The organism is Streptomyces sp. NPDC045026 (genome assembly GCF_056432625.1).
The window spans coordinates 123,895-145,441 of record NZ_JBWKIS010000013.1 but is presented as its reverse complement, the minus strand read 5'-3'; the positions used below and the strand labels follow the sequence as shown (position 1 = coordinate 145,441).

Sequence of the window (21,547 nt, the reverse complement as noted above, 5' to 3'; positions counted from 1 at the left end):
GGCCGGATCCTTCGGTATCAGATATTTCGGAGCCCAATATTTCGTTGACAAATAATTCGGCACCGAAATACATTCCTCGGCATGCCGCATCCCTTCCGGCACAACCCGGCCTTCCGCCGCTTCTTCCTCGGGCGCCTCCTCTCCCTGGTCGGCGACGCCGTCATCCCCTCCGCCCTCGCCCTCGCCGTATTGCGCGCCACCGGCTCCGCCTCGGCGCTCGCCCTGGTGCTGGGCTGTGCGATGGTGCCGCGGCTCGTGCTCCTCCCTCTGGGCGGCGTGATCGCCGACCGCTTCAACCCGCGCACCGTGGCTCTGACCACCGACCTCGTGCGCTGCGCGGGACAGCTCTTCGTAGGCATCGAACTCCTCTCCGGGAAACCGGAGTTGTGGCAGATCGCAGTCGCCGAGGCGATCGGTGGTGCCGCCTCCGCCTTCGCCATGCCGACGCTCTCCTCGCTGATCGTCGGCATCGTCGGCGAGAAGGACCGGCAGGCCGCCAACTCCGCGCTCGGCGTGGTCCGCAGCGCCACACTGGTGGGCGGTCCGGCGCTCGCCGGGCTGCTCGTCCTGACCGCGGGACCCGGGTGGGCGTTCGTCCTCGACGCCGCCTCGTTCGCCGTCAGCGCCGCCCTGCTCGCCACCCTGACGCTCAGCCGCGCACCGGCACCCGGCGAGGAACACCACTCCCTTCGGTCCGACCTCGTCGAGGGCTGGCACGAGGTGCGCTCGCGCGGCTGGTACTGGACGAGCCTCGTCGCCCACGCCACCTGGAACGGCGCGGCGGCCGTGTTCTCCACCCTCGGACCGGCCGTCGCCGTCAAGGAACTGGGCGGCGACGGCGCCTGGATCGTGATCGCCCAGGCGGGCGCGGTCGGCCTGCTCCTCGGGTCACTCCTGTCCGGGCGGGCCCGCCCACGCCGCCCGATCCTCGCGGGCAACCTGGTTCTGACCACGTACGTCCTGCCGCTGGGACTGCTCGCCCTGCACGCCCCGGCCCCGGCGGTCGCCGCCGCGTTCGGCGTCGCCTCGGCCGGGCTCGGCTTCTTCAACCCCCTTTGGTCGACGGCGGTCCAGGCGGCCGTTCCCCAGGCGGTCCTCGCGCGCGTCACCTCGTACGACTGGCTGCTCTCGCTGGCCGCGATGCCCCTCGGTTACGTCCTCGCCCCTCTCGCCGCCGACGCCTGGGGCGAGGCGACCCCGCTGTGGATCGCGGCGGCGGCCGTGGGTCTGGCCTGCGTGGCCACGGCGGGGGTGCCCGACGTACGGCGGTTCACGCTGAACACCCCTGCCAACACCCCTGACGCAGATGCCAGTTCATCCGCCCTTGACGCAGGTGCCAGTTCACCCGTCCCTGACGCAGATGCCAGTTCACCCGTCCCTGACGCAGATGCCAGTTCACCCGCCGCTGACGCAGATGTCAGTTCACCAGATCTGCACCGTCGTCCGTCAGCTCCACGTCGTACACCAGCGGACCGCCCCCGACGGTGATGTGGCGAGCGCGCGGCGCCACTCCGTGCGCCGTCACCGCCAGGACGTACGCCCCCGGCGCCGGCACCGACACGATGTACGAGCCGTCGGCGAGGGACGTGACGCGGTCGAGCTGGCGGCCGCCCCTGGAGACGAGGGTCACGGAGGCGCCGGCCAAGGGGTCGCCGTCGAAGGTGCGCAGGAATCCGTGGACGACCGTGGCTCCGCCGGTGCTGCTGCTCTCCATGGGCTCCGCAGTCTTAATGAGGCCGGCGCCCTTGATGGGCTCGGTCGGCGGTGCGGCGGGCGGTTCGGCCGCCTCCACGGCCAGGTGCGGGAGCCGGCCCTCCAGCCAGTCCGGCAGCCACCAGTTGGAGCGGCCGAGGAGATGCATCGCCGCCGGGACCAGCGCCGTACGCAGGATGAACGCGTCGAGCGCGACCGCGGCGGCCAGCCCGATGCCCGCCATCGCGCCCTCCATGTCGCCGCTCAGGACGAACGCCGAGAACACGCAGATCATGATGAGGGCCGCGCAGTTGATGACCCGGCTCGTCTCGGCGAGGCCGACGCGCACGGCCCGCGCGTTGTCCCCGGTGTGCACCCACTCCTCGTGCATCCGGCTCACCAGGAACACCTGGTAGTCCATCGAGAGACCGAACAGCAGCGACAGCATGATCACCGGCAGGAACGCGGTGATCGGCCCCTCCTTCCCGATGCCGAGGAACTCCGTCCCCCAGCCCCACTGGAAGACCGCCACCAGGACGCCGAACGACGCGGCCGCCGCGATCAGGTTCATCAGCGCGGCGGTGAGCGGCACGACGAGCGAGCGGAACGCGATCAGGAGCAGCAGGAAGCCGAGCCCGATGATGGCGCCCACGAAGTAGGGCAGCCGGTCGCCGGTCACCGACGCGAAGTCCTTGAAGACGGCCGTCACCCCGCCGACGTGCGCCTCGACACCGGCCTCGGGGATCACGTCGTCACGCAGCCGGTCGATGAGCCGGTCCGTCCCGACGGACTGCGGGGACGTCTCCGGCACGACCTGGATGACGGTGATGCCCTCGGCGGGCGGGGCCGCGGCGGCCTGCGCGACGTCGTCCGTCGCGCGGATCGTCCTGACCAGCTCCGTGGTGTCGGCGCCGCCCGGCACGACGACCTGAAGGGGCCCGTTGAAGCCGGGCCCGAAGCCCTCCGCGAGCAGGTCGTACGCCTGCCGGGTCGTCGTCGACTCCTGGTTGTTGCCCTGATCGGTGGCGCCGAGCCGCAGCGACAGCACGGGCAGCGCGAGCACGGCCATGACCACCAGCGCCATCGCCGCGATCGCGCGCGGGCGCCTTTGCACATACGCCGACCAGCGCGCCGCGGGACCGCTCGCCTCGGCGGGATCGGGTCCCGCCGCCGCGAGCCGGCGGCGCTGCTTACGGCTGAGGACGCGCGGGCCGAGCAGGCCGAGGAGCGCGGGCAGCAGGGTGATCGCCGCCAGGACGCTGAGCACGACCGTGAGGGACGTGGCGATGACGACGCCGTCCAGGAAGCGCAGGTTCATCACCAACATCCCGGCGAGCGCGATGCAGACGGTGCCGCCCGCGAACAGGACCGCGCGCCCCGACGTGTTGAGGGCGCGCACCGCCGACTCCTCGGGGTCGAGCCCTCGCTGGATGCCGCGCCGGTGCCGGGTGACGATGAAGAGGGCGTAGTCGATGCCGACTCCGAGACCGATCAACGAGCCGAGCAGCGGGGCGACTTCGGGCACGTTCGTCACATGGCTGAGCAGCATCGTCGCCATCATGCCGCTGCCCACACCCATGATCGCCACGACGATCGGGAGCAGCATCGCGAAGAGCGAGCCGAAGGCCAGGAAAAGGACGACGGCCGCCGCCGCGATGCCGACCACCTCGGAGACGCCGGTGGGCGGCTCCTGGATACGGGTGATGGCCTGGCCGCCCAACTCGACCTGAAGGCCGTCGCGTTCGGCGCCCTGAGCCGTGTCGACGACTTTCTGGACCAGGTCCTTGGGGACCTCGTTCGCCTGGCCGGTGAAGGTGATCTGCGCGTAGGCGGTACGGCCGTCCCGGCTGATCCGCGCGGCGCCGTTCTTCTCGTAGGGGCCCGCGACCTCGCCGACGCCCCGCATCCCGGCGATCTCCTTCAGCGCGGGCTCGATCCGGGACCGTACGGCCGTGCCCGTCACCGGCCCCGCGTCGCCGGACGACCGCCACACCACGGTGTCCGTGTCGCCCGAGCTCTGCGGGAACGCCTTCGTCATCAGGTCGTACGCCTGCTTGGAGTCCGTGTCGGGGAGGGAGAACACGTTCGAGTAGTCGGTCCCCGCCGAGGTGCCCGCGGCCCCCAGTCCGAACAGCGCCCCCACCCACAGCACCAGGACCACCAGGCGGTGCCGGTAGCACCACCGTGCCAATGCCGTCACGTTTGCCACTCCTTCGGTCTTCGTCGCCGGGAGCGCGGCCACAACTCCGGCGCGGGCTCCGCGGGTTCCCCCGGGCCTTCCTCGGCCTCAGCATCCGGGGGCCGGGGCGCTCGGCGGCACGGCGCGGCCATGACTCTCAAGGAACTCCAAGGAGCGGGCCGGGCCGAGCAGGGGCGGGCGCGCCGATACTGGACGTATGAACGCTGGGGGTATGAATGCCGGGCCTGTGAACTCGGGTGGGTATGCGGATGGTGGGCATGCGGATGGTGGGCATGCGAACGCCGGGCCCGTGAGCAACGCGGAGCACCCCGCTGGGGCCACCGTGCTCATCGTCGAGGACGAGCCGAGCATCGCCGACGTCCTCGCGATAACCCTGCGCTACCACCGCTTCGAGGTCATGACCGCGGGTACCGTCCGCGAGGCCCTCGCCCTCGCCACGCGCACCCGGCCCGACGCCGCGCTCCTCGACGTGATGCTGCCCGACGGCGACGGCCGGGCGCTCGGACGCGAACTGCGAGCGCGCAGGCCTGATCTGGCCCTCGTCTTCCTGACCGCTCGCGACGCCCCCGCCGAGATCGTGGGCGCGCTCGGCTTCGGCGACGACTACATCACCAAGCCGTTCAACATCGACGAGGTCGTGGCCAGGCTGGGCGCCGTCCTGCGCCGCACCCGGCCCGCCGACGTCCTGCCCGAACGCCCGCCGCTGCGCTACGGCGACCTCGAACTCGACGAGACCGCCTACACCGTCCACCGCTCGGGCCGCACGGTCCAGCTCACGCCCACCGAGTACGCGCTCCTGCGCTTCCTCGTGCGCAACGGCGGCCGCGTCGTGCCCAAGGAACAACTCCTGCGGCACGTATGGCAGTACGAGCACGTCGCCGAGTCGACCGTCGTCGAGACCTACATCAGCTACCTGCGGCGCAAACTCGAAGCGCTGGGGCCGCCGTTGATCACGACGCGGCGGGGGGTCGGTTACGGGCTTGCGGGTGGGGCGTGAACGGGGCGCGGCGGGGCGCGGGTGAAGGCCTTCGCGGCCGACGCGGGCGGGTCCATGGCCTCCGCGGGCCGTTCCGTGAGCGCCGCGGGCCGTTCCGCGAGCGCCGCAGGCCGTTCCGCGAGCGCCGCAGGCCGTTCCGCGAGCACCGCGGGCCGTTCCGCGAGCACCGCGGGCCGTTCCGCGAGCGCCGCGGGCAGGCGGCCGGCCGAAGCCGGCGGTTCCACTCCCTGCGCGCCAAACTCACCCTCGTCAACGTCGCCCTGCTCGCCCTCGGCATCGTCGCCGCGACCGCCGTCAGCCTCATGGGGATGCGTCACTACCTCCTCGCGAACGTCGACGCCGAGCTGACCTCGTCACGCACCTCGCTCCAGCGCACCGGCCTCACCCTCAAACAGATCGAGTCGCTCAGCGAACTGGGCATCGCCATCGACAAACTCTCCCCCGGACCCAACTCGAAGGACGCGGGCGCGAGTTCACTGCCGCGCAACGAAACCGTGTTCGTTGCCGTCGACCGGGCCGGCGAGCCCATCACCGTCGGCGCCCTGCGCCCCACCGCCCGCCAGCGCGACCTCGCCTCCGCGGTCGACGACCCGAAGGCCCTCGCCACCGCCGACGAGCCGCGCGACGTCACCGTGCACGGCGACCCGTACCGCGCGGTGGGCGCCCGCCTCGCCGACGGCACGACCGTGCTGCTCGCCACCTCGACGGCCAACGTCCGGACCGGCATCCACAAGGCCCTCAGGCTCGACATCGCCCTCGGCACGGGGCTGCTCGCGCTGCTCGCCGTCCTCACGATGATCGGCGTCAGCCATCGGATGCGGCCCCTCGAAGACATGGTCGAGACCGCGTCGGCCATCGCCGACGGCGACCTCGCACGGCGCGTGCCGCCGCACCACGACACCGCCCTGGAGGTCGAACAGCTGCGGCTCGCCCTCAACTCCATGCTCCACCAGGTCGAAGCGGCTTTCGAGACCCGTGAGCGCAGCTCCGCGCAACTGCGACGGTTCGTCGCCGACGCCTCCCACGAACTGCGCACGCCACTGGCGGCGATCCGCGGCTACCTCCAGCTCTACGACAAGGGGATGCTCCGCGACCCGGCCGAACGCGCCCGCGCCCTGCGCCGGGTCCACGCCGAGGCCGACCGCATGGGCCGCCTCGTCGACGAGCTCCTCACCCTGGCCCGCCTCGACCAGGGACCCGAACTGCGCCTGCGGAACGTCGACCTGAGCCGGCTGGTCCGCGAGGCGGCCGACGACCTGCGCGTGCAGCAGCCGGACCGGCCGGTCCAGGTCACCGCGGACGGCGCGCTGCTCGTCCGCGCCGACGAGTCGGGCCTGCGCCAGGTCCTCGGGAACCTCCTCGCCAACGTGCGCACCCACACACCGGAGGACGCCCCGGTCAGCGTCACGCTCGAACGCGCGGACGGGACCGTCCGGCTGAGCGTGGCCGACGAGGGGCCCGGACTCGCTGAGGAGGACGCGGCACGGATCTTCGACCGCTTCTTCCGGGCGGGTGGCGGCGCGGGCAGCGGTCTGGGCCTGGCGATCGTGGAGGGGGTGGTGTCGGCCCACGGCGGAGAGGTGTCCGTGCGAACGGCTCCGGGGGCGGGGGTGCGGGTGACGGTGGTCCTGCCTGCGGGCGAGGGACCTGTGGGCTCGGCTGTGGCTGAGGGGATTCCCGCGAGCGAGGTTCCAGCGAGTGAAGGTCCCGCGACTGAAGTTCCCGCGAGTGAGGCGGCCTCCTCGTCGGAGCCGGTCAGATCCAGCCGAGCTGCCACAGCCGGAACACCCCGGTCCCGTCCGACAGATACTGCCCGCCGGTGATGTCCTCCGTACTCAGCACGTACTCCTTGCGCTGCCACAGCGGGATGAGCGGAACGTCGCGCGCGACCGCCTCCTGGAGCTTGCGGAAGTCGCCCATCGTGCGGCTGCGGTCCTCGTACTGCTGACTGGCCTGGATCAGGCCGTCGACCTCTTTGCTGCTGTACCCGTTGTGCATGCCGGACCCGGTGCGCACCAGCTGCGCGGTGAACGTGTCCGGATCAGGGAAGTCCGGCAGCCACCCGACCGCGTACGCGTCGAGCTTCCCGCTCGCGTACCGCCTCTGGAAGTCGGTCCACTCGTAGTAGCGCAGACTCACCTTGAACAGCCCGCTCGCCTCCAGCTGCCGCTTGATCTCCTTCGCCTCCGACGCGGACGCGGCGCCGCGCGAGTACGCGAACTCGAAGCGGACCGGCGTACTCACCCCGGCCTCCTGGAGCAGCGTGCGCGCACGGGCGGCGTCCGGCTTCGGATACGCGTCGAAGAACGCGGTCGTGTGCCCGGTGATGCCGCGCGGGATCACGGAGTAGAGAGAGTCGACGGTGCCTTGGTACGTCGAGGCGACCAGCCGGTCCCGGTCGAGGAGCGTGGCGAGGGCCTGCCGCACCCGCCGGTCGTGCAACGGGCGGCCGGTCCGCACATTGAGGACGAGATTGCGGGTCTCCGCGCTCTCGACCTCGGTGAGCCGCTCCCCCTTGTCGCTCGGCGCGTACGAGGCGAGCAGCGCGGGCGGCAGCTGTCGCGCGGCGACGTCGACCGTACGGGCCTTCCACGCGGACTCGAGGGCGGCCGAGTCCTTGAAGTAGCGCAGGGTGGTGGGCTTGCCGACGTTCTTGACGGCGCCCTGGTAGCGGGAGTTGGGGACGAGCTTCGCCTGCTTTCCCGGCGCGTACGAGCTGAGGCTGTAGGGACCGGTGCCGTCGACGCGGGTACGGGTGCGCAGGCTGTGCGCCGGGTACTGGGTGCTGTCGACGATGGAACCGGCGCCCGTGGCGACCTTGAACGGGAACGTCGCGTCGGGCGAGGACAGCTGGAAGGTCACCGTCCGCGCCCCGCTCGTCTCGACCTTGTCGAGCGTGTCGAGCAGGGTCGACGGGCCAACCGGCGAGTCGATGGCCTTGACCCGGTCGAAGGAGAACTTCACGTCCTTGGCCGTGACCGCGCGACCACTCGGGAAGGTCAGTCCGTCACGCAGCTCGCAACGGTAGGTGCGCAGCCCCTGGCCGACGAACCCGCAGTGCTCCGCGGCATCCGGCACGGGCACGGCGCCACCCGCGTCGAACGTCAGGAGTGACTGGAACACGTTGCTGTACAGCGCCCATGATCCGGCGTCGTACGCACCGGCCGGATCGAGCGACGTCACGGCGTCGGTCGTCCCGACGGTGATCGTCTTCCCCGGCTCGTCCCGGTCCGGAAGTAGCTGCCAGGCGCCGGCTCCGGCAGCGGCAAGCACTATGAACGTCGCAAAAACCCGCATGCGAATCGACCGCATCGCGCCCCTCCCCAGTGACGTGGATCACTGAATCACAGGAGTTTCAGCCGTGGGAAGAGGAGGTGATGAGGTTTCGAAGGCCCAGCGGAACCCTGTGAGCGGCTTGTGAACAAGGGGGTTTCGAGCCTGTTTCGGGACGGGCAGCGCCTGGTAGCGGGCCGGGAGGTACCTCGTACCTCCCGGCCCCCACCTCACGCCCGCTTCGACGCCAGCTCGACGACCGTGATGTCCGACGGCGCTCCCACCCGGACCGGCGGGCCCCACGCGCCGGCGCCCCGGCTCACGTACAGCTGCGTGTCGCCGTACCGCTCCAGGCCCGCGAGCGTCGGGTTCGCCGCGTCGGCGATGAAGTTGCCCGGCCAGAGCTGGCCGCCGTGGGTGTGACCCGAGAGCTGGAGGTCGACGCCGTGCTTGACCGCCTCGTGGATCATCACGGGCTGGTGGGCGAGGAGGACGGCGGCGCGGCCGGGGTCGCGGTCACCGAGCGCCTTGTCGTAGTCGGGCCCGTCGCCGTAGCTCTCGCCGGTCACGTCGTTCACCCCGGCCAGGTCGAACGCGCTCAGCTCCACGCGGGCGTTCTCCAGAGGCCGCAGGCCGATCTCACGGACGTGCTCGACCCACGGCTCGGCGCCCGAGAAGTATTCGTGGTTGCCCGTCACGAAGTACGTGCCGTGCCGGGCCCGCAGCCCCGCGAGCGGTGCGACGGCCGGCGCCAGGTCCTCGACACTGCCGTCGACCAGGTCTCCGACGACGGCGATCAGGTCGGGCTGCGTGGAGTTGATCGTGTCGACCACCCGCTGGGCGAACCCCCGGCCCAGTACCGGGCTCAGGTGGATGTCGCTGACGACCGCGATCCTGAACCCGTGCGCCGAACGCGGCAGCCGGGCCAGCGGAACCGTGACCCGCTTCACCTTCGGCCCCCGCAGCACGCCGTACGCACCGTTCCCGACGATCCCGGTGGCCGCGACGACGGCGGCACCACCGACGACCCGGGAGACGAAGAGCCGACGAGAGGGGTCGGACGGAGCCGATGGAGTGACGGGCGTGGGGTTGGGAGTGGGGGTGGAGGTGGGCTTTGAGGTGTGTTCGTCGGGCTCACGCGCCGGAACCAGTACGGGTTCCTGCACAGGCCCCGACTCCGCGCCGCCCGGCGCGGACCTGCGGTCGAGGTAACGCCGCAACAGAGGACGCACCACTTCGCCGGCGAGGACCGCGAGGACCAGATAGATGGAGAAGGCCATCCACAGGTACCCGGGCCAGGACAGGACCTGCTGCAGCCAGAACGACGCACCGGCCCGCTCACTCGCCACCGCCGCGAACATCAGCAACGGCCCCGCGACGAACACGACCGTGCCCGCACGCCGCGCAAGACCTGCGCGCGCCGTGGTGTCGCGCACCAAGCGGCGCCACGCGTACCAGTGCAGACCGGCGAACGCCGCGAGCAACACAAGCCCTGCGATCACAAAGACGGCGATCACAACGCCGCTCCCCCCGTTGTGTTCGTCGCGGTGTTCTTCACGTCACGCCCGGCGCAGGGCACGCAGTCCGCGGAACCCGATGACCCCAACCACCGTCCCCAAGACAAAGGAGACAACGGCGAGCGTCAGGTGCACCCAGAAGTAGGCGGTCGGGTCGCCGGCGTCGTCGAAGGCAAGCCCGCTCCCGTCCTTCCACAGGTTCTTGACGAAAGTGACCCAGATGACCCAGCTCCAGACACCGAAGGCGAGCAGGAACCAGGAGACGGGGCGGCTGAGCTTCATGCCCTCAGTATCGCCAGTCCTCGTTCCGCACCGCCGCCGGGGTGGGGGGCCGGAGACACAGGACACCTCGGCGGAGACTTACCAACCCCAGCCATGTACGTTCACGACCGTGCCTGCCTCGAATGAGTCGTATTTCACGACCACCTCCGCCAAGACCGAGTCCTGTTTTGAGCGCTCCGGTCTGAAGCGTTCTGGTCTGAAGCGTTCCGGTCCTCGGCGTGCCGGGCGATGGTCCGCCGTCGCCGCCACGGTCGCCGCCTCCGCCACTCTCGTCTCGGTCTGCTGCGCCTCACCCGCACTGGCCGACGACAAGCCGGGGTCCGGCAAAGGCAAGGCGAAGCCACCGGCCTCGATGTCGACAGTGGGCGGCACGCAGCTGGGCAAGCCGGGCACACAGGTGAATCTGGCGAACGGCGCCCCCGTCCTGCCCAAGGATCTGAGCGCTCGCTCCTGGATCGTCACGGACGCCGAGTCGGGCCAGGTTCTCGCCTCGCACAACGCGCACTGGCGGCTGCCCCCGGCCAGCACTCTCAAGATGCTCTTCGCCGACACGGTCCTCCCGAAGTTCCCCAAGACGCAGACGCACAAGGTCGTCCCCTCGGACCTGGCCGGCATCGGCGAGGGCTCCAGCATGGTCGGCGTCAAGGAGGGCTACACCTACACCGTCCACGACCTGTGGCTCGGCGTGTTCCTCCGCTCCGGCAACGACGCGGTTCACGTCCTGTCCGCCCTCAACGGCGGTGTCCCGCAGACCGTCAAGGACATGCAGTCCCACGCCGACGAGCTCCAGGCCCTCGACACCCACGTGGTCAGCCCCGACGGCTACGACTTCCCCGGCCAGGTCTCCTCCGCCTACGACCTCACCCTCTTCGCCCGCTCGGGCCTGCAGAAGAAGGACTTCCGCGAGTACTGCGCGACGGCGACCGCGAAGTTCCCCGAGTCGCAGAAGAAGGGCAAGACCACCGGCTCCTTCCAGATCCAGAACACCAACCGGCTCATCACCGGCGACATGGGCCTCGACCCCTACAAGGGCATCGCCGGGGTCAAGAACGGCAACACCACCAACGCCGGCGCCACCTTCACCGGCGTCGCCGAACGCAACAACAAAGTCCTCCTCGTCACCGTCATGAACCCCGACTCCGGCGAGAACCAGGCGGTCTACCAGGAGGCGGCCCGACTCCTCGACTGGGGTTTCCAGTCCGACGGCAAGGTCACCCCGGTGGGACAGCTCGTCCCACCGAAGAGCGCCGACACCGGCGACGCCGCCGGCTCCTCCGCCAGCCCGAAGGGCGACAAGGAAGGTGCCGCACCCGGTAAGGCGTCGACCGCTCACGCCTCCGTCCAGAACGGCACCAGCGGCATCGGTATCGCCCTGGCCATCACGGGCGGCGCGCTGATCCTCCTGGCCGGAGCTGCCTTCCTCGTCAACCGCCGCTGGCCCCTGCCCGAACTGGTACGCCGCATCCCCCGACGCTGACGGGCCCGCCCGGGGGTGCCACCGCCATCCGGCCCGGGGTGGTACCCCCGGGCGGCCCGGGAGCCACCGTCATTCCGGCCCGGATGCGCCTCCGCCGTCCGGCTCAGGCGGCGCCGGCCCGCGCCGCCCCCGGCGGTTCCACCCCCGGCTCGGCCTCGTCCGGCACTTCCGAGTCGGACCGCCCCCGCGTGGCCGTCCAGGCCGCGCAGAACAGCAGCAACTTCGCCGTGAAGTTGATCCAGAGCATCAGGGCCACCGGCGTACCGAACGCCCCGTACATGCTCTTCGACGCCACCTCCTTCATATAGCTGCCCAGCAACAGCTTCAGCAGCTCGAACCCCGCCGCCCCGATCAGCGCCGCCGTCACCAGCTCCCGCCGATGCGGGTGAACCCCCGGCAACAGCGTCAGCACATAGAGCAGCAGCAGGAAGTCCGCGAGCACGGCGATCGCGAATGCCACCGCTCTGAGCAGCGCGCCGCCCCATCCGCCATGGACGATGCCTAGCTGATCCGCCGTCCACCCCACGGCGGTCGAGGCGAGCATCGACGCCGCCAGCGAGGCAAGCCCGGCCCCACCCAGCCCCACCAGGACCCCGGTGTCCGTGACCTTGCGCATGACCGGGTTCTCCTCCGGGTCCTCCAACTCCCAGACGGTGCGCAGGCACTCTCTTATCGAGCCGACCCACCCGATGCCGGTGAAGAGCAGCAACGCCCCCGCCACCAGACCCACCGTGCCCGCGTTCGCGACGAGACCCCCCAGGTCCAACTGGTCCGAGATGCCGGGCACCTGCTCCGCGATCTTGTCCTGCAGCGTCTTCTGCCGCTCCGTGCTGAGCGTGCCGGCCGCGATCGCCGCGGCCACCGTCAGCAGCGGGAACAGCGCCAGGAAGCTGATGAACGTCATCGCTGCCGCGAGCCGCGTCCAGTGCACCTGGTCGAGCCGCTCGTAGGCGCACCAGCCGTGCGTGCGCATGAGCCGTTCGACGATCGGCCCGATGCCGGGAAGTCTTTTCAGCCAGTCCATGATCCGAGCCTGCCCTCCCTGACCCTTCTCGCACGTCTTGCCGGACTCACCACCCGGAAGACCAGGGTCCGGGTACCCCAGAACCGCAAAACCGTGGCCATCGCCATGCCCAGGCCCGCCCCGGACACCGTGTCCGCGCGCTGCGACGTGAGCCCGAGCCCGTAATGCGACACGGCGAGACACAACAACTGCACCAGTGCCCCCGCCACATTGACCGCGAAGAACACCCCGTACTGCCGCAGCCGTGGCACCCCTACCGCCGCCCGCCGATAGGTACTGAGCGCGTTCCCCGCGTACGCGACCGTGCAACCGGCCAGGAACGACAGTGACTTGGCGGTGATCGGATCCCATCCGAGCGGCCCCCGCAGCCACACGAAGAGCCCCAGGTCGACGACGTACGCGCAGCTCCCCACAATCGCGAACCCCACCAGCTCGCGTCCCAGCCCTTTCATCCACCACCACCGCCGAACCCACCACGACAGCTCATCCCCCACGTCTCCACTAGGCGCGCCCTCTCGGGGCGCGCCTTCCCCGCGCACCCCCTCGCCCGACGCGCTCCCACTCGGCACACTCACCAGTTGGCGACCGCGAGCCCGTACATCGCCACCCACACCAGCCCGATCACAGCCAGCGCTCTGTCCCGCAGAACGACGTCCTCCGGCTCTCCCGCCGTGCCACGGTCGGCGAAGACCGCATAGCGCAGGACGGCGAGGATGAAGGCCACCATCGACAGCTGTCTCCACGGCAGCACGCTGGCTCTCGCCACCCCGCCCTCCTCCATGGCCCACAGGCAGTAGGCGAGAACGGCCACCCCTGCGGCAAGCTGCCAGACGAACCGCAGATAGCCGGTCGTGTACTCCGTCAGCAAGGCCCGCGTAGCCCCGGCCTTCCCGGCCATCTGCACGGCCTCGGAGTACCGCTTGGCCGACACCATGAACAGCGCCCCGAACCCTGTCGTGATCAGGAACCACCGCGACAGCGGAATCCCCAGTGCGAGCCCGCCGATCATGGCCCTCATCAGGAACCCGGTGGACACCACGACGAGATCGACGACGAGAACGTGCTTGAGGCTGATGCAGTACGCCAGTTGCATCCCGACGTAGGCCGTCAGCAGCACCGCCGTGATGGGGGTGCACAGCGCAGCGGCCACCAGTGGCGCGAGAGCCGCGAGCCCGCCCCCGACGGCGTAGGCCACCGCCACCGGCACGTACCCCGCGGCAACGGGCCTGTTCCGCTTGACCGGGTGTGCCCGGTCCGCCTCGGCGTCCCGCGCGTCGTTGATCAGATACACCGCTGAGGCGGCGGCCGTGAACAGCAGGAAGACCAGCGTCAGTTGTGCTGCCGCGTGCCACGAGAACAGCTCACCGGCCGCCGCGGGCGCGGCCACGACCAGCACGTTCTTCACCCATTGCCGAGGCCTCGCCGTCCTCAACAGCCCGGCCGCCAGTCCGGGCGTCGTCGCCGCGCGTGGCCCCGGCACGGACTGCTCCCGCGGCCGTTCCAACAACGCCGCGGTCGACACTCGCCGCCCTCGGGCGGACGCATGTGCCAACGCCGGCCCGTCTCCCGCTTCCCCCGCGCCCATCACGTTCCCCACCCCTTCCCGTCGCTCAGTCCGTTCCGTCATCGCCGGGCACCCCCGGCCACCCAATGAGCACCGAGCCGCGCGGTGACTACCCCGAGCGCCGCCCCAGCAGCCACGTCCGACGGGTAGTGCACCCCGACGACCATGCGCGAGACGCACATCGCCGCCGCCAACGGCGGGACGAGCCGCGCCCCCGCCGGCCGCAACGCCCCGTACGCGACCGCGGCAGCTGCCGCCGAAGCCGCGTGCGAACTGGGGAAGGAGTGCCGCCCCGCCGTCCGCACGAGCGGTTCCCCACCGATCTCCGTTCCCGGCCGCGGCCTTCGGACGACCCGCTTGACCCCCATGCTGGCCAGGTGAGCCGCGGCCGTCAGCGCCGTACCGCGCAGCCACGCCCCCCGCCGCTCCCGGTCAACCGCTGCCCCCAGCAGCCCCGTGCCGAGCCAGAGCGCTCCGTGCTCCCCGCTCCAGGACAGTGCGCGCGCGGCCGCTGCCACTCGCCGGTCCATACCGCAGTCGCGCAATGCCGACAGCAATCGGCGGTCCATATCGTCCATGTGGCTCACTCTGCGGGCCAAAACCCGCATAACTCAGACAATTTGGGGTGACACCCGTTCAATCACCCATTTCGGTGAGGGCTTGGTTTGTTTAGGGCGAAGGCCGCATCTATGGGCGATACGGTCGCATTCATGGCTGCTGATCCCGCTCCACTCACCGCCCGCACACCCCCCGCCACCCCTGGTGTCACACCTACCGGCTCAGCCGTCCCTGCCGCGCCGTCCACCCCTGCGCCCACGACTGCGCCCGCACCTGCGCCCGTCTCGCCGACCGCCCAAGGACCCAGCACTCCCCCCGACGAGTCGCCTGTCCCAGGCAGTCGCTCCGGCGGCGTCCTCGACACCGTCCCCATGACCGGCTGGGGCCGCACCGCACCCACCGCCGCCCGCATCGTGTGCCCCCGCTCCTACGCCGAGGCGGCAGCCATCGTCCGTGCGTGCGGGACGTCGGGCCACCGGGGCAACATCGCCCGCGGCCTGGGCCGGGCTTACGGAGACGCGGCACAGAACGCAGGCGGCAGCGTCCTGGACATGACCGGCCTGGACCGCATTCACGCGATCGACGCGTCCGGCGGGACCGTGCTGTGCGATGCGGGCGTCTCTCTGCACCACCTCATGGAAGTCCTCCTCCCCCTGGGCTGGTTCGTCCCGGTGACCCCCGGCACCCGCTACGTCACGGTGGGCGGCGCGATCGGCGCCGATATCCACGGCAAGAACCACCACGTCTCGGGCTCGTTCTCCCGCCACGTGCTCGCTCTGGAACTGCTCACTGCTGACGGTGAAGTGCGGATCGTCGACCGCGGCAGCGAGCTGTTCGACGCCACGGCCGGCGGTATGGGGCTCACTGGAATCATCCTCACGGCCACCATCCAACTCCTCCCTGTCGAAACCTCGTTCATGTCGGTCGACACCGAACGTGCCGTTGACCTAGACGACTTGATGGCCCGCCTCACCGACACCGATCACCTCTACCGCTACTCAGTCGCGTGGATCGACCTCCTGGCCCGCGGAGCGTCGATGGGCCGCTCGGTACTCACCCGCGGTGATCACGCTCCGCTGGACACCGTTCCCGCACGGGCCCGCAGGGCACCACTGGCATTCCGCCCCGCAAAGCTTCCGGCCGCGCCCGGATTCGTACCCGAAGGACTCCTGGGCCGGCGGACCGTCGGCCTCTTCAACGAGCTCTGGTACAGCAAGGCCCCCACGTCACGCGTCGGCGAGATCCAGAAGCTGTCCACGTTCTTCCACCCCCTCGACGGCGTACCGCATTGGAATCGGATCTACGGGCGCAGTGGATTCGTCCAGTACCAATTCGTCGTCGGATACGGCCAGGAGGAAGCTCTTCGCCGCATCGTGCAACGCATCTCGCAGCGCCGGTGCCCCTCCTTCCTGGCAGTCCTCAAGCGCTTCGGCGAGGGGGATCCCGGCTGGCTGTCCTTTCCCATGCCCGGCTGGACGCTGGCCCTCGACATTCCCGCGAACCTGCCGGGGCTCGGCGCGTTCCTCGACGAACTCGACGAGGAGGTAGCCGCCGCGGGCGGACGCATCTACCTCGCCAAGGACGCGCGGCTAAGGCCCGAACTGCTCTCGATCATGTATCCCCGCCTCGACGAATTCCGCGCCCTGCGAGCCGAGTTGGACCCGCGCGGCGTGTTCCGCTCGGATCTCTCCCGGCGCCTCGGACTCTGACCGGAACGGGACCTGGTGGCGTGACCGGGGACCGCACGTCCCGACCATCCGCTCCCCCACATCGCACGCACGTCATACCCCCTCACTCGGCACGGCCCCTCCGCACCGATTCACTTTTGGTACACCGCTCAGGCCGTCCGGGTTCCCATCTCGCCCTCACCGATTTCGGTCCCGCCACTCTGGAGTTTGGTTCTCATGAAGGACGCCTTCGGCACCCCCCAGTCCCTGCTCGTCCTCGGCGGCACCTCCGAGATCGCCCTCGCCACCGCCCGACGCCTCGTGGCCCGGCGGACCCGAACGGTGTGGCTGGCCGGCCGTCCGTCCCCCGCCCTCGACCGTGCGGCCGCCGAACTCCGCGACATGGGCGCCGACGCCCGTACCGTCGCCTTCGACGCGCTCGACTCCGAGGCCCACGAGGTGACGCTGGGCAAGGTGTTCGCCGAGGGCGACATCGACATGGTGCTGCTGGCCTTCGGGATCCTCGGCGACCAGGCCCGCGACGAGGACGAGCCGCTGTCCGCGGTGCGCGTCGCGCAGACCAACTACACCGGCGCGGTGTCGGCGGGCCTCGTCTGCGCCCGCGCCCTGCAGTCCCAGGGCCACGGCTCACTGGTGGTGCTCTCGTCGGTCGCGGGTGAGCGGGCCCGGCGGTCCAACTTCATCTACGGGTCGAGCAAGGCCGGCCTGGACGCCTTCGCGCAGGGCCTCGGCGACGCACTGCACGGGACCGGCGTGCATGTGATGGTCGTCCGCCCCGGCTTCGTACGGTCGAAGATGACGGCGGGCATGGCGGAAGCACCGATGGCCACCACGCCGGAAGCGGTGGCACAGGCCATCGAGACGGGACTCAGGCGCCGGTCGGAGACCGTGTGGGTGCCGGGGGCGCTGCGCATGGTGATGTCGGCCCTGCGGCATGTCCCGCGTCCGGTGTTCCGGCGCCTGCCGATCTGAGCCGCGTCAGATGACGACCGGCCGACTCGCTTCGCGTCAGCGAGCCGGCTGTCTGCCCCGCTTCGAGCGGTCGGGGCCCTGCGCGGGAACGGCCGGGCCGCCGAAGGGGAACTCGCGCAGCTTGCGCCAGATACCGTCGGCGCCCTGCTCGTACAGCGCGAAGCCGGTGCATGGCCAGGCCGCCTCGTACCCGGCGAGCTCCTCGTACGCCCGGTCCATCGCTTCCTCCGCGATGCCGTGCGCCACCGTGACGTGCGGGTGATACGGAAACTGCAGCTCGCGCGCGACCGGACCCGACGCGTCACGGACCTGCTTCTGCAGCCACGTACAGGCCTCGGCGCCCTCGGCGACCTGTACGAACACAACGGGAGACAGCGGACGGAAGGTTCCCGTCCCCGCGAGCCGCATCGCGAAGTTCCGCCCCGCGGCGGCGACCTCCTCGAGATGGGCCTCGATCGAAGGCAGCGACCCGCCCTCCACCTCGGTCGGCGGGAGCAGAGTGACGTGCGTGGGGATGCCGTGCGCCGCAGGATCACCGAAGCCCGCGCGCCGCTCCTGGAGCTGGCTGCCATGTGGCTCCGGGACCGCGATCGAAACGCCGATCGTTACGGTCCCCACGTCGTACTCCTGTCGTCGTGTGGCGGGCGGGCGGGTGGCTGTGTAAGCCGGTTCAGGCGGGGCTGGGGCTCAGTGCTTCGCGGGCAGCAGTCCGACCTTGTCGTACGCCTGAGCGAGGGTTTCGGCGGCGACAGCGCGCGCCTTCTCCGCGCCCTTGGCCAGGATCGAGTCGAGCGTCTCCGGGTCGTCCAGGTACTCCTGGGTGCGGGTCCGGAACGGTGTCACGAAGTCCACCATGACCTCTGCCAGGTCCGTCTTGAGCGCACCGTACATCTTGCCCTCGTAGTTCTGCTCCAGTTCCGGGATACCTGTGCCGGTGAGGGTGGAGTAGATGGCGAGCAGGTTGCTGACGCCCGGCTTGTTCTCCGGGTCGAACCGGATCACGGTGTCGGTGTCGGTGACCGCGCTCTTGACCTTCTTGGCCGTGACCTTCGGCTCGTCGAGAAGGTTGACGAGGCCCTTCGGCGTCGACGCCGACTTGCTCATCTTGATCGACGGGTCCTGGAGGTCGTAGATCTTCGCCGTCTCCTTGAGGATGTACGGCGCCGGGACCGTGAAGGTCTCGCCGAAGCGGCCGTTGAAGCGCTCGGCGAGGTCGCGCGTCAGCTCGATGTGCTGGCGCTGGTCCTCACCTACGGGCACCTGGTCGGCCTGGTAGAGCAGGATGTCCGCGACCTGGAGGATCGGGTACGTGAAGAGGCCGACGGTCGCACGGTCGGAGCCCTGCTTGGCGGACTTGTCCTTGAACTGCGTCATGCGGGAGGCCTCGCCGAAGCCCGTCAGACAGTTCATGACCCAGCCGAGCTGTGCGTGCTCGGGGACGTGGCTCTGCACGAACAGCGTGCAGCGCTCCGGGTCAAGGCCGGCGGCGAGGAGCTGCGCCGCGGCGAGCCGGGTGTTGGCCCGGAGCTCCTTCGGGTCCTGCGGCACGGTGATCGCGTGCAGGTCCACAACCATGTAGAACGCGTCGTGAGACTCCTGCAGCGCCACCCACTGGCGGACCGCGCCGAGGTAGTTGCCGAGGTGGAACGAGCCTGCGGTGGGCTGGATTCCGGAGAGCACGCGGGGACGATCAGAGGCCATGCTCCTCATTCTCTCAGGTGTCTCTCATTGGTTGGAAACAGGTGGGCGACGGGTGCACGACAAGTGCCGGAACCGTGCGCGGAGCGCTGCCGCCCACCCCGCCCGGTGTATCGCCGGGGCCTGGGGCTTCGGGATCTCCCTTGGGATCTGTCTGTGGAGCGAGTTCGGAAAACCTGTGCGACGGGTGGGAACCGATACGCGGGGTGCGGTGTATCAACGATGTGAGGACACAGGGGGAGGTCCTGGAGGGGGGCCGCGTCGTCGACGACGAGCGTGCGGTGATCGCTCGCGTGCGCGCCGGAGATGTGGAGGCGTACGCGGTGTTGGTGCGCGCCTTCACCGGGCTGGCGTTGCGGGCGGCCCGGGCCCTCGGGGCGGGCGCGGACGCGGAGGACGTGGTGCAGCAGGCCTTTTTCAAGGCGTACTGCGCCTTGGGGCGGTTTCGGGACGACTCGTCGTTCAAGCCGTGGCTGCTCGCGATCGTCGCCAATGAGACGAGGAACACAGTGCGCTCGGCGGTGCGGCACCGTTCGGTCGTGGGGCGGGAAGCGACGTTGATAGAGGCCCAGCCGCTGATACCCGAGACCACGGATCCGGCGGTCGCGGCCGTCCACGACGAGCGGCGTACGGCGTTGCTCGCTGCGCTCGAGGAGCTGAGCGAGGAGCATCGGCTGGTCGTCACGTACCGGTATCTGCTGGAGATGGACGAGGCGGAGACGGCCGAGGCGCTCGGCTGGCCGCGCGGCACGGTGAAGTCGAGGCTCAATCGTGCGCTGAGGAAGTTGAAGCGGATTCTTCCGGCAGAGCTGGACCCGCGGGAGGGAGGTGATGAGCATGAGTGAGCCGCGTCGCGAGGACGACGGGAGCCGCGGCCCCGGCAAGGAGCGCGGGCCCGGCGCGGGTCGTGGGCTGCCGGACGAGCTGCGGGCGCTGGGCAGGTCCCTGGACGGTCTGGGCCCCGGTGCCGAGTCGATGGCCGAGCGGGTGCTGGCGCAGATAGTCGCAGAGTCGATTCCGGCACCGGTGACCGAGCCGGCGGCGCGCCCTGTCCGGGTGCGGCGGGCTCGCCTTTGGATACGGAAGCGGTGGCGGATGCTCACGGCGGGGATGTGCGGAGTGCTGACCGTGCTGGTGCTCACGCCTCCGGTGCGGGCAGCGGTCGCCGACTGGTTCGGCTTCGGTGGGGTGGAGGTCCGGTACGACCCCTCGGCGCTGCCGTCGTCCGGTGCTCATGTCCCGGGGTGCGGTACGTCGCTCTCGCTGGGTGAGGCCCGACGAGAAGCCGGATTCCAATCCCTGGTGCCGGGCGAACTGAGGATTCCGGACGCCGTGACGGTGACGCGGGAACCGAAGTCGCGTTTCTTGATCACGCTGTGCTGGCGCGAGGACGGGCACACGATCCGGCTCGACGAGTACCCGGCGCGGCTCGACATCGGGTACACGAAATCGGTGCGCATGCAGCCGCGCTGGGTCGACCTCGGCCGGGACGCAGGGCTGTGGTTCACCCAGCCGCATCTGCTCAGTTTCTGGATGCTCGACGGCAACGGCGACCGGTGGACCCGGTCGGAGCGCACCGCGGGGCCGACGCTCCTGTGGACTCGCCGGCAGGAGATGACGTTCCGCCTTGAGGGAGTCGACTCCCGGGAGCGGGCGATGGAGATCGCACGGTCGGTTCGGAAGCCGGACGCCGTCCGCTGATGTCTGCGGGCTGAGCCGGCGGACTCACACACCCAGGAACTCACGCGCAGAAGATGGGAACCCGGTCGGGTCGAGCGGTGTACCAGAAGTGAAGCGGCACGGGCGGGCCGCGCCGGAACCAGCTGGGGGAACGGATGCGAACAGTACGAAGGCTGACCGCGCTGGTGGTGGCGCTGACGGCGGCACTCGCCGCGATGCTGTTGAGCGCGTCAGAGGCATCGGCGGGCGGACCGACGAGCGTTCTGGTGGTGTCGCCCGAGAGTGGCCAGAGCTCGTCGCTCTACTTCAGTGACAAAAAGTACGGGCCGCTGGAGAGTCTCCTGGGCAAGCCGGACCAGGGGCGACGGGAGGAGCCGCCCGGCTTGGGCATAGGCGTGGGACGTCAGCTCAATGTCACATGGCTGTTGCACGACGTGCTGCCGTGGCGGGTGGACCGGGTCTATCCGGACTCGCCGGGCACGAAGGACGTCTGGATACACACAGCGACGCACGTGCCGGACTCGTACAACGGGTACTGGCACAAGGCGCGGAAGCCGGCGGAGCTGCGCGCACTGCTGAAGGACCTGGGAGTCATGGGTGAGCGGTCCCAAAAGGGCGGGAGCCCGATCTTCCCGATCCCCTGGCAGACGCCCGACCGGTCCAAGGAAGCGCTCGGTGGGGCTCCGGCAGCGGGCGGTCATGATGTCGGGCAGCCAGCAGCGGAGCGAGCCTCGACAGCCGGGTCGAACGACGGGGTGGACTGGTGGTGGGCAATACCGGGGCTGGCTGCGGGTGGCGCGCTGGCACTGGGGCTGCGGCCACTGGCCGGCGGGCTGTCGAGGCGTCGCGGATCGGGCAGGACCCCGCCCGACCCGGAACCACGGCAGCAGCTGATCGACTCCTGAGGGGCACCCCTCCAGCACTC

Annotated in this window: 19 protein-coding genes; 9 read left to right on the top strand and 10 right to left on the bottom strand. The window is 70.5% G+C overall.

Translation table 11 applies throughout. From position 1 onward, the window contains the following. Positions 1 to 81 precede the first annotated feature (81 nt). Entirely contained in the window at positions 82 to 1,488 is a 1,407-nt protein-coding gene (locus AC07EJ_RS26330; RefSeq protein WP_389479905.1) for an MFS transporter, read from the top strand. Here the strand turns inward: AC07EJ_RS26330 and AC07EJ_RS26325 are convergent. Further along, positions 1,418 to 3,883 (bottom strand): MMPL family transporter, encoded by a 2,466-nt coding sequence (locus AC07EJ_RS26325; RefSeq protein WP_478885049.1) that lies wholly within the window; start codon positions 3,881 to 3,883, stop codon positions 1,418 to 1,420. The genes AC07EJ_RS26330 and AC07EJ_RS26325 overlap by 71 nt on opposite strands. A gap of 331 nt (positions 3,884 to 4,214) precedes the next feature. On the opposite strand from AC07EJ_RS26325, the gene AC07EJ_RS26320 reads away from it, so the two are divergent. Then, entirely contained in the window at positions 4,215 to 4,889 is a 675-nt protein-coding gene (locus AC07EJ_RS26320; RefSeq protein WP_389480071.1) for a response regulator transcription factor, read from the top strand. Positions 4,890 to 5,116: 227 nt separating this feature from the next. Continuing rightward, a complete protein-coding gene (locus AC07EJ_RS26315) occupies positions 5,117 to 6,712 on the top strand; it encodes a sensor histidine kinase (protein WP_478885048.1) in 1,596 nt (531 codons plus the stop codon). Here the strand turns inward: AC07EJ_RS26315 and AC07EJ_RS26310 are convergent. The 3 genes from AC07EJ_RS26310 to AC07EJ_RS26300 all read right to left on the bottom strand — a co-directional run bounded on the left by AC07EJ_RS26310 (position 6,645) and on the right by AC07EJ_RS26300 (position 9,961). Beyond that, on the bottom strand, positions 6,645 to 8,201 hold the full coding sequence (locus AC07EJ_RS26310; protein WP_478885031.1) for an ABC transporter substrate-binding protein: 1,557 nt from the start codon (positions 8,199 to 8,201) through the stop codon (positions 6,645 to 6,647). The genes AC07EJ_RS26315 and AC07EJ_RS26310 overlap by 68 nt on opposite strands. Positions 8,202 to 8,392: 191 nt before the next feature. After that, positions 8,393 to 9,679, bottom strand: coding sequence for a metallophosphoesterase (locus AC07EJ_RS26305; protein ID WP_389479900.1), 1,287 nt, complete (start codon positions 9,677 to 9,679; stop codon positions 8,393 to 8,395). A 42-nt stretch (positions 9,680 to 9,721) separates the two neighbouring features. Further along, positions 9,722 to 9,961, bottom strand: coding sequence for an SCO4848 family membrane protein (locus tag AC07EJ_RS26300; protein WP_234374403.1), 240 nt, complete (start codon positions 9,959 to 9,961; stop codon positions 9,722 to 9,724). 109 nt (positions 9,962 to 10,070) lie between these two features. Between AC07EJ_RS26300 and AC07EJ_RS26295 the strand changes: the two genes are divergently transcribed. Then, a complete protein-coding gene (locus tag AC07EJ_RS26295) occupies positions 10,071 to 11,438 on the top strand; it encodes a D-alanyl-D-alanine carboxypeptidase family protein (RefSeq protein WP_478885030.1) in 1,368 nt (455 codons plus the stop codon). Between the two features lie 103 nt (positions 11,439 to 11,541). Here the strand turns inward: AC07EJ_RS26295 and AC07EJ_RS26290 are convergent, their stop codons facing one another. The 4 genes from AC07EJ_RS26290 to AC07EJ_RS26275 form a co-directional block, all read right to left on the bottom strand. Then, positions 11,542 to 12,462, bottom strand: a complete 921-nt coding sequence (locus AC07EJ_RS26290; protein WP_389479895.1) for a YihY/virulence factor BrkB family protein — start codon at positions 12,460 to 12,462, stop codon at positions 11,542 to 11,544. After that, positions 12,450 to 12,914, bottom strand: a complete 465-nt coding sequence (locus AC07EJ_RS26285; RefSeq protein ID WP_389479893.1) for a GtrA family protein — start codon at positions 12,912 to 12,914, stop codon at positions 12,450 to 12,452. Before AC07EJ_RS26285 ends, AC07EJ_RS26290 begins: the two co-directional genes overlap by 13 nt. Positions 12,915 to 13,033: 119 nt before the next feature. Then, a complete protein-coding gene (locus AC07EJ_RS26280; protein ID WP_478885029.1) occupies positions 13,034 to 13,984 on the bottom strand; it encodes a decaprenyl-phosphate phosphoribosyltransferase in 951 nt (316 codons plus the stop codon). Positions 13,985 to 14,085: 101 nt separating this feature from the next. Continuing rightward, entirely contained in the window at positions 14,086 to 14,604 is a 519-nt protein-coding gene (locus tag AC07EJ_RS26275) for a phosphatase PAP2 family protein (RefSeq protein WP_389479888.1), read from the bottom strand. Positions 14,605 to 14,955: 351 nt separating this feature from the next. Between AC07EJ_RS26275 and AC07EJ_RS26270 the strand changes: the two genes are divergently transcribed. Next, positions 14,956 to 16,293 (top strand): FAD-binding protein, encoded by a 1,338-nt coding sequence (locus AC07EJ_RS26270; protein WP_478885028.1) that lies wholly within the window; start codon positions 14,956 to 14,958, stop codon positions 16,291 to 16,293. Positions 16,294 to 16,488: 195 nt separating this feature from the next. Further along, a complete protein-coding gene (locus AC07EJ_RS26265) occupies positions 16,489 to 17,244 on the top strand; it encodes an SDR family NAD(P)-dependent oxidoreductase (protein WP_389479883.1) in 756 nt (251 codons plus the stop codon). A 36-nt stretch (positions 17,245 to 17,280) separates the two neighbouring features. On the opposite strand, the gene AC07EJ_RS26260 is transcribed toward AC07EJ_RS26265, so the two are convergent. Further along, a complete protein-coding gene (locus AC07EJ_RS26260; protein ID WP_389479880.1) occupies positions 17,281 to 17,862 on the bottom strand; it encodes a 2'-5' RNA ligase family protein in 582 nt (193 codons plus the stop codon). Positions 17,863 to 17,931: 69 nt separating this feature from the next. Further along, on the bottom strand, positions 17,932 to 18,945 hold the full coding sequence (trpS, locus tag AC07EJ_RS26255; protein ID WP_389479877.1) for a tryptophan--tRNA ligase: 1,014 nt from the start codon (positions 18,943 to 18,945) through the stop codon (positions 17,932 to 17,934). A 278-nt stretch (positions 18,946 to 19,223) separates the two neighbouring features. On the opposite strand from trpS, the gene AC07EJ_RS26250 reads away from it, so the two are divergent. The 3 genes from AC07EJ_RS26250 (at position 19,224) to AC07EJ_RS26240 (ending at position 21,527) form a co-directional block, all read left to right on the top strand. Continuing rightward, positions 19,224 to 19,787 carry an RNA polymerase sigma factor gene (locus AC07EJ_RS26250; RefSeq protein WP_478885047.1) on the top strand — a complete coding sequence of 188 codons (564 nt, stop codon included), beginning with the start codon at positions 19,224 to 19,226 and terminating at the stop codon, positions 19,785 to 19,787. After that, positions 19,780 to 20,643, top strand: a complete 864-nt coding sequence (locus AC07EJ_RS26245; RefSeq protein WP_478885027.1) for a hypothetical protein — start codon at positions 19,780 to 19,782, stop codon at positions 20,641 to 20,643. Before AC07EJ_RS26250 ends, AC07EJ_RS26245 begins: the two co-directional genes overlap by 8 nt. A 134-nt stretch (positions 20,644 to 20,777) precedes the next feature. Continuing rightward, positions 20,778 to 21,527, top strand: coding sequence for a hypothetical protein (locus AC07EJ_RS26240; protein ID WP_478885026.1), 750 nt, complete (start codon positions 20,778 to 20,780; stop codon positions 21,525 to 21,527). The last annotated feature ends 20 nt before the right edge of the window (positions 21,528 to 21,547 follow it).

What these genes read in the sequence shown, in the direction of transcription:
- AC07EJ_RS26330 (WP_389479905.1), top strand. Translation starts at nt 82, where the DNA reads ATGCCGCATCCCTTCCGGCACAACCCGGCCTTCCGCCGCTTCTTCCTC.
- AC07EJ_RS26310 (WP_478885031.1), bottom strand. Translation starts at nt 8,201, where the DNA reads ATGCGGTCGATTCGCATGCGGGTTTTTGCGACGTTCATAGTGCTTGCC.
- AC07EJ_RS26300 (WP_234374403.1), bottom strand. Translation starts at nt 9,961, where the DNA reads ATGAAGCTCAGCCGCCCCGTCTCCTGGTTCCTGCTCGCCTTCGGTGTC.
- AC07EJ_RS26290 (WP_389479895.1), bottom strand. Translation starts at nt 12,462, where the DNA reads ATGGACTGGCTGAAAAGACTTCCCGGCATCGGGCCGATCGTCGAACGG.
- AC07EJ_RS26285 (WP_389479893.1), bottom strand. Translation starts at nt 12,914, where the DNA reads ATGAAAGGGCTGGGACGCGAGCTGGTGGGGTTCGCGATTGTGGGGAGC.
- AC07EJ_RS26275 (WP_389479888.1), bottom strand. Translation starts at nt 14,604, where the DNA reads ATGGACGATATGGACCGCCGATTGCTGTCGGCATTGCGCGACTGCGGT.
- AC07EJ_RS26270 (WP_478885028.1), top strand. Translation starts at nt 14,956, where the DNA reads ATGACCGGCTGGGGCCGCACCGCACCCACCGCCGCCCGCATCGTGTGC.
- AC07EJ_RS26265 (WP_389479883.1), top strand. Translation starts at nt 16,489, where the DNA reads ATGAAGGACGCCTTCGGCACCCCCCAGTCCCTGCTCGTCCTCGGCGGC.
- trpS (WP_389479877.1), bottom strand. Translation starts at nt 18,945, where the DNA reads ATGGCCTCTGATCGTCCCCGCGTGCTCTCCGGAATCCAGCCCACCGCA.
- AC07EJ_RS26245 (WP_478885027.1), top strand. Translation starts at nt 19,780, where the DNA reads ATGAGTGAGCCGCGTCGCGAGGACGACGGGAGCCGCGGCCCCGGCAAG.
- AC07EJ_RS26240 (WP_478885026.1), top strand. Translation starts at nt 20,778, where the DNA reads ATGCGAACAGTACGAAGGCTGACCGCGCTGGTGGTGGCGCTGACGGCG.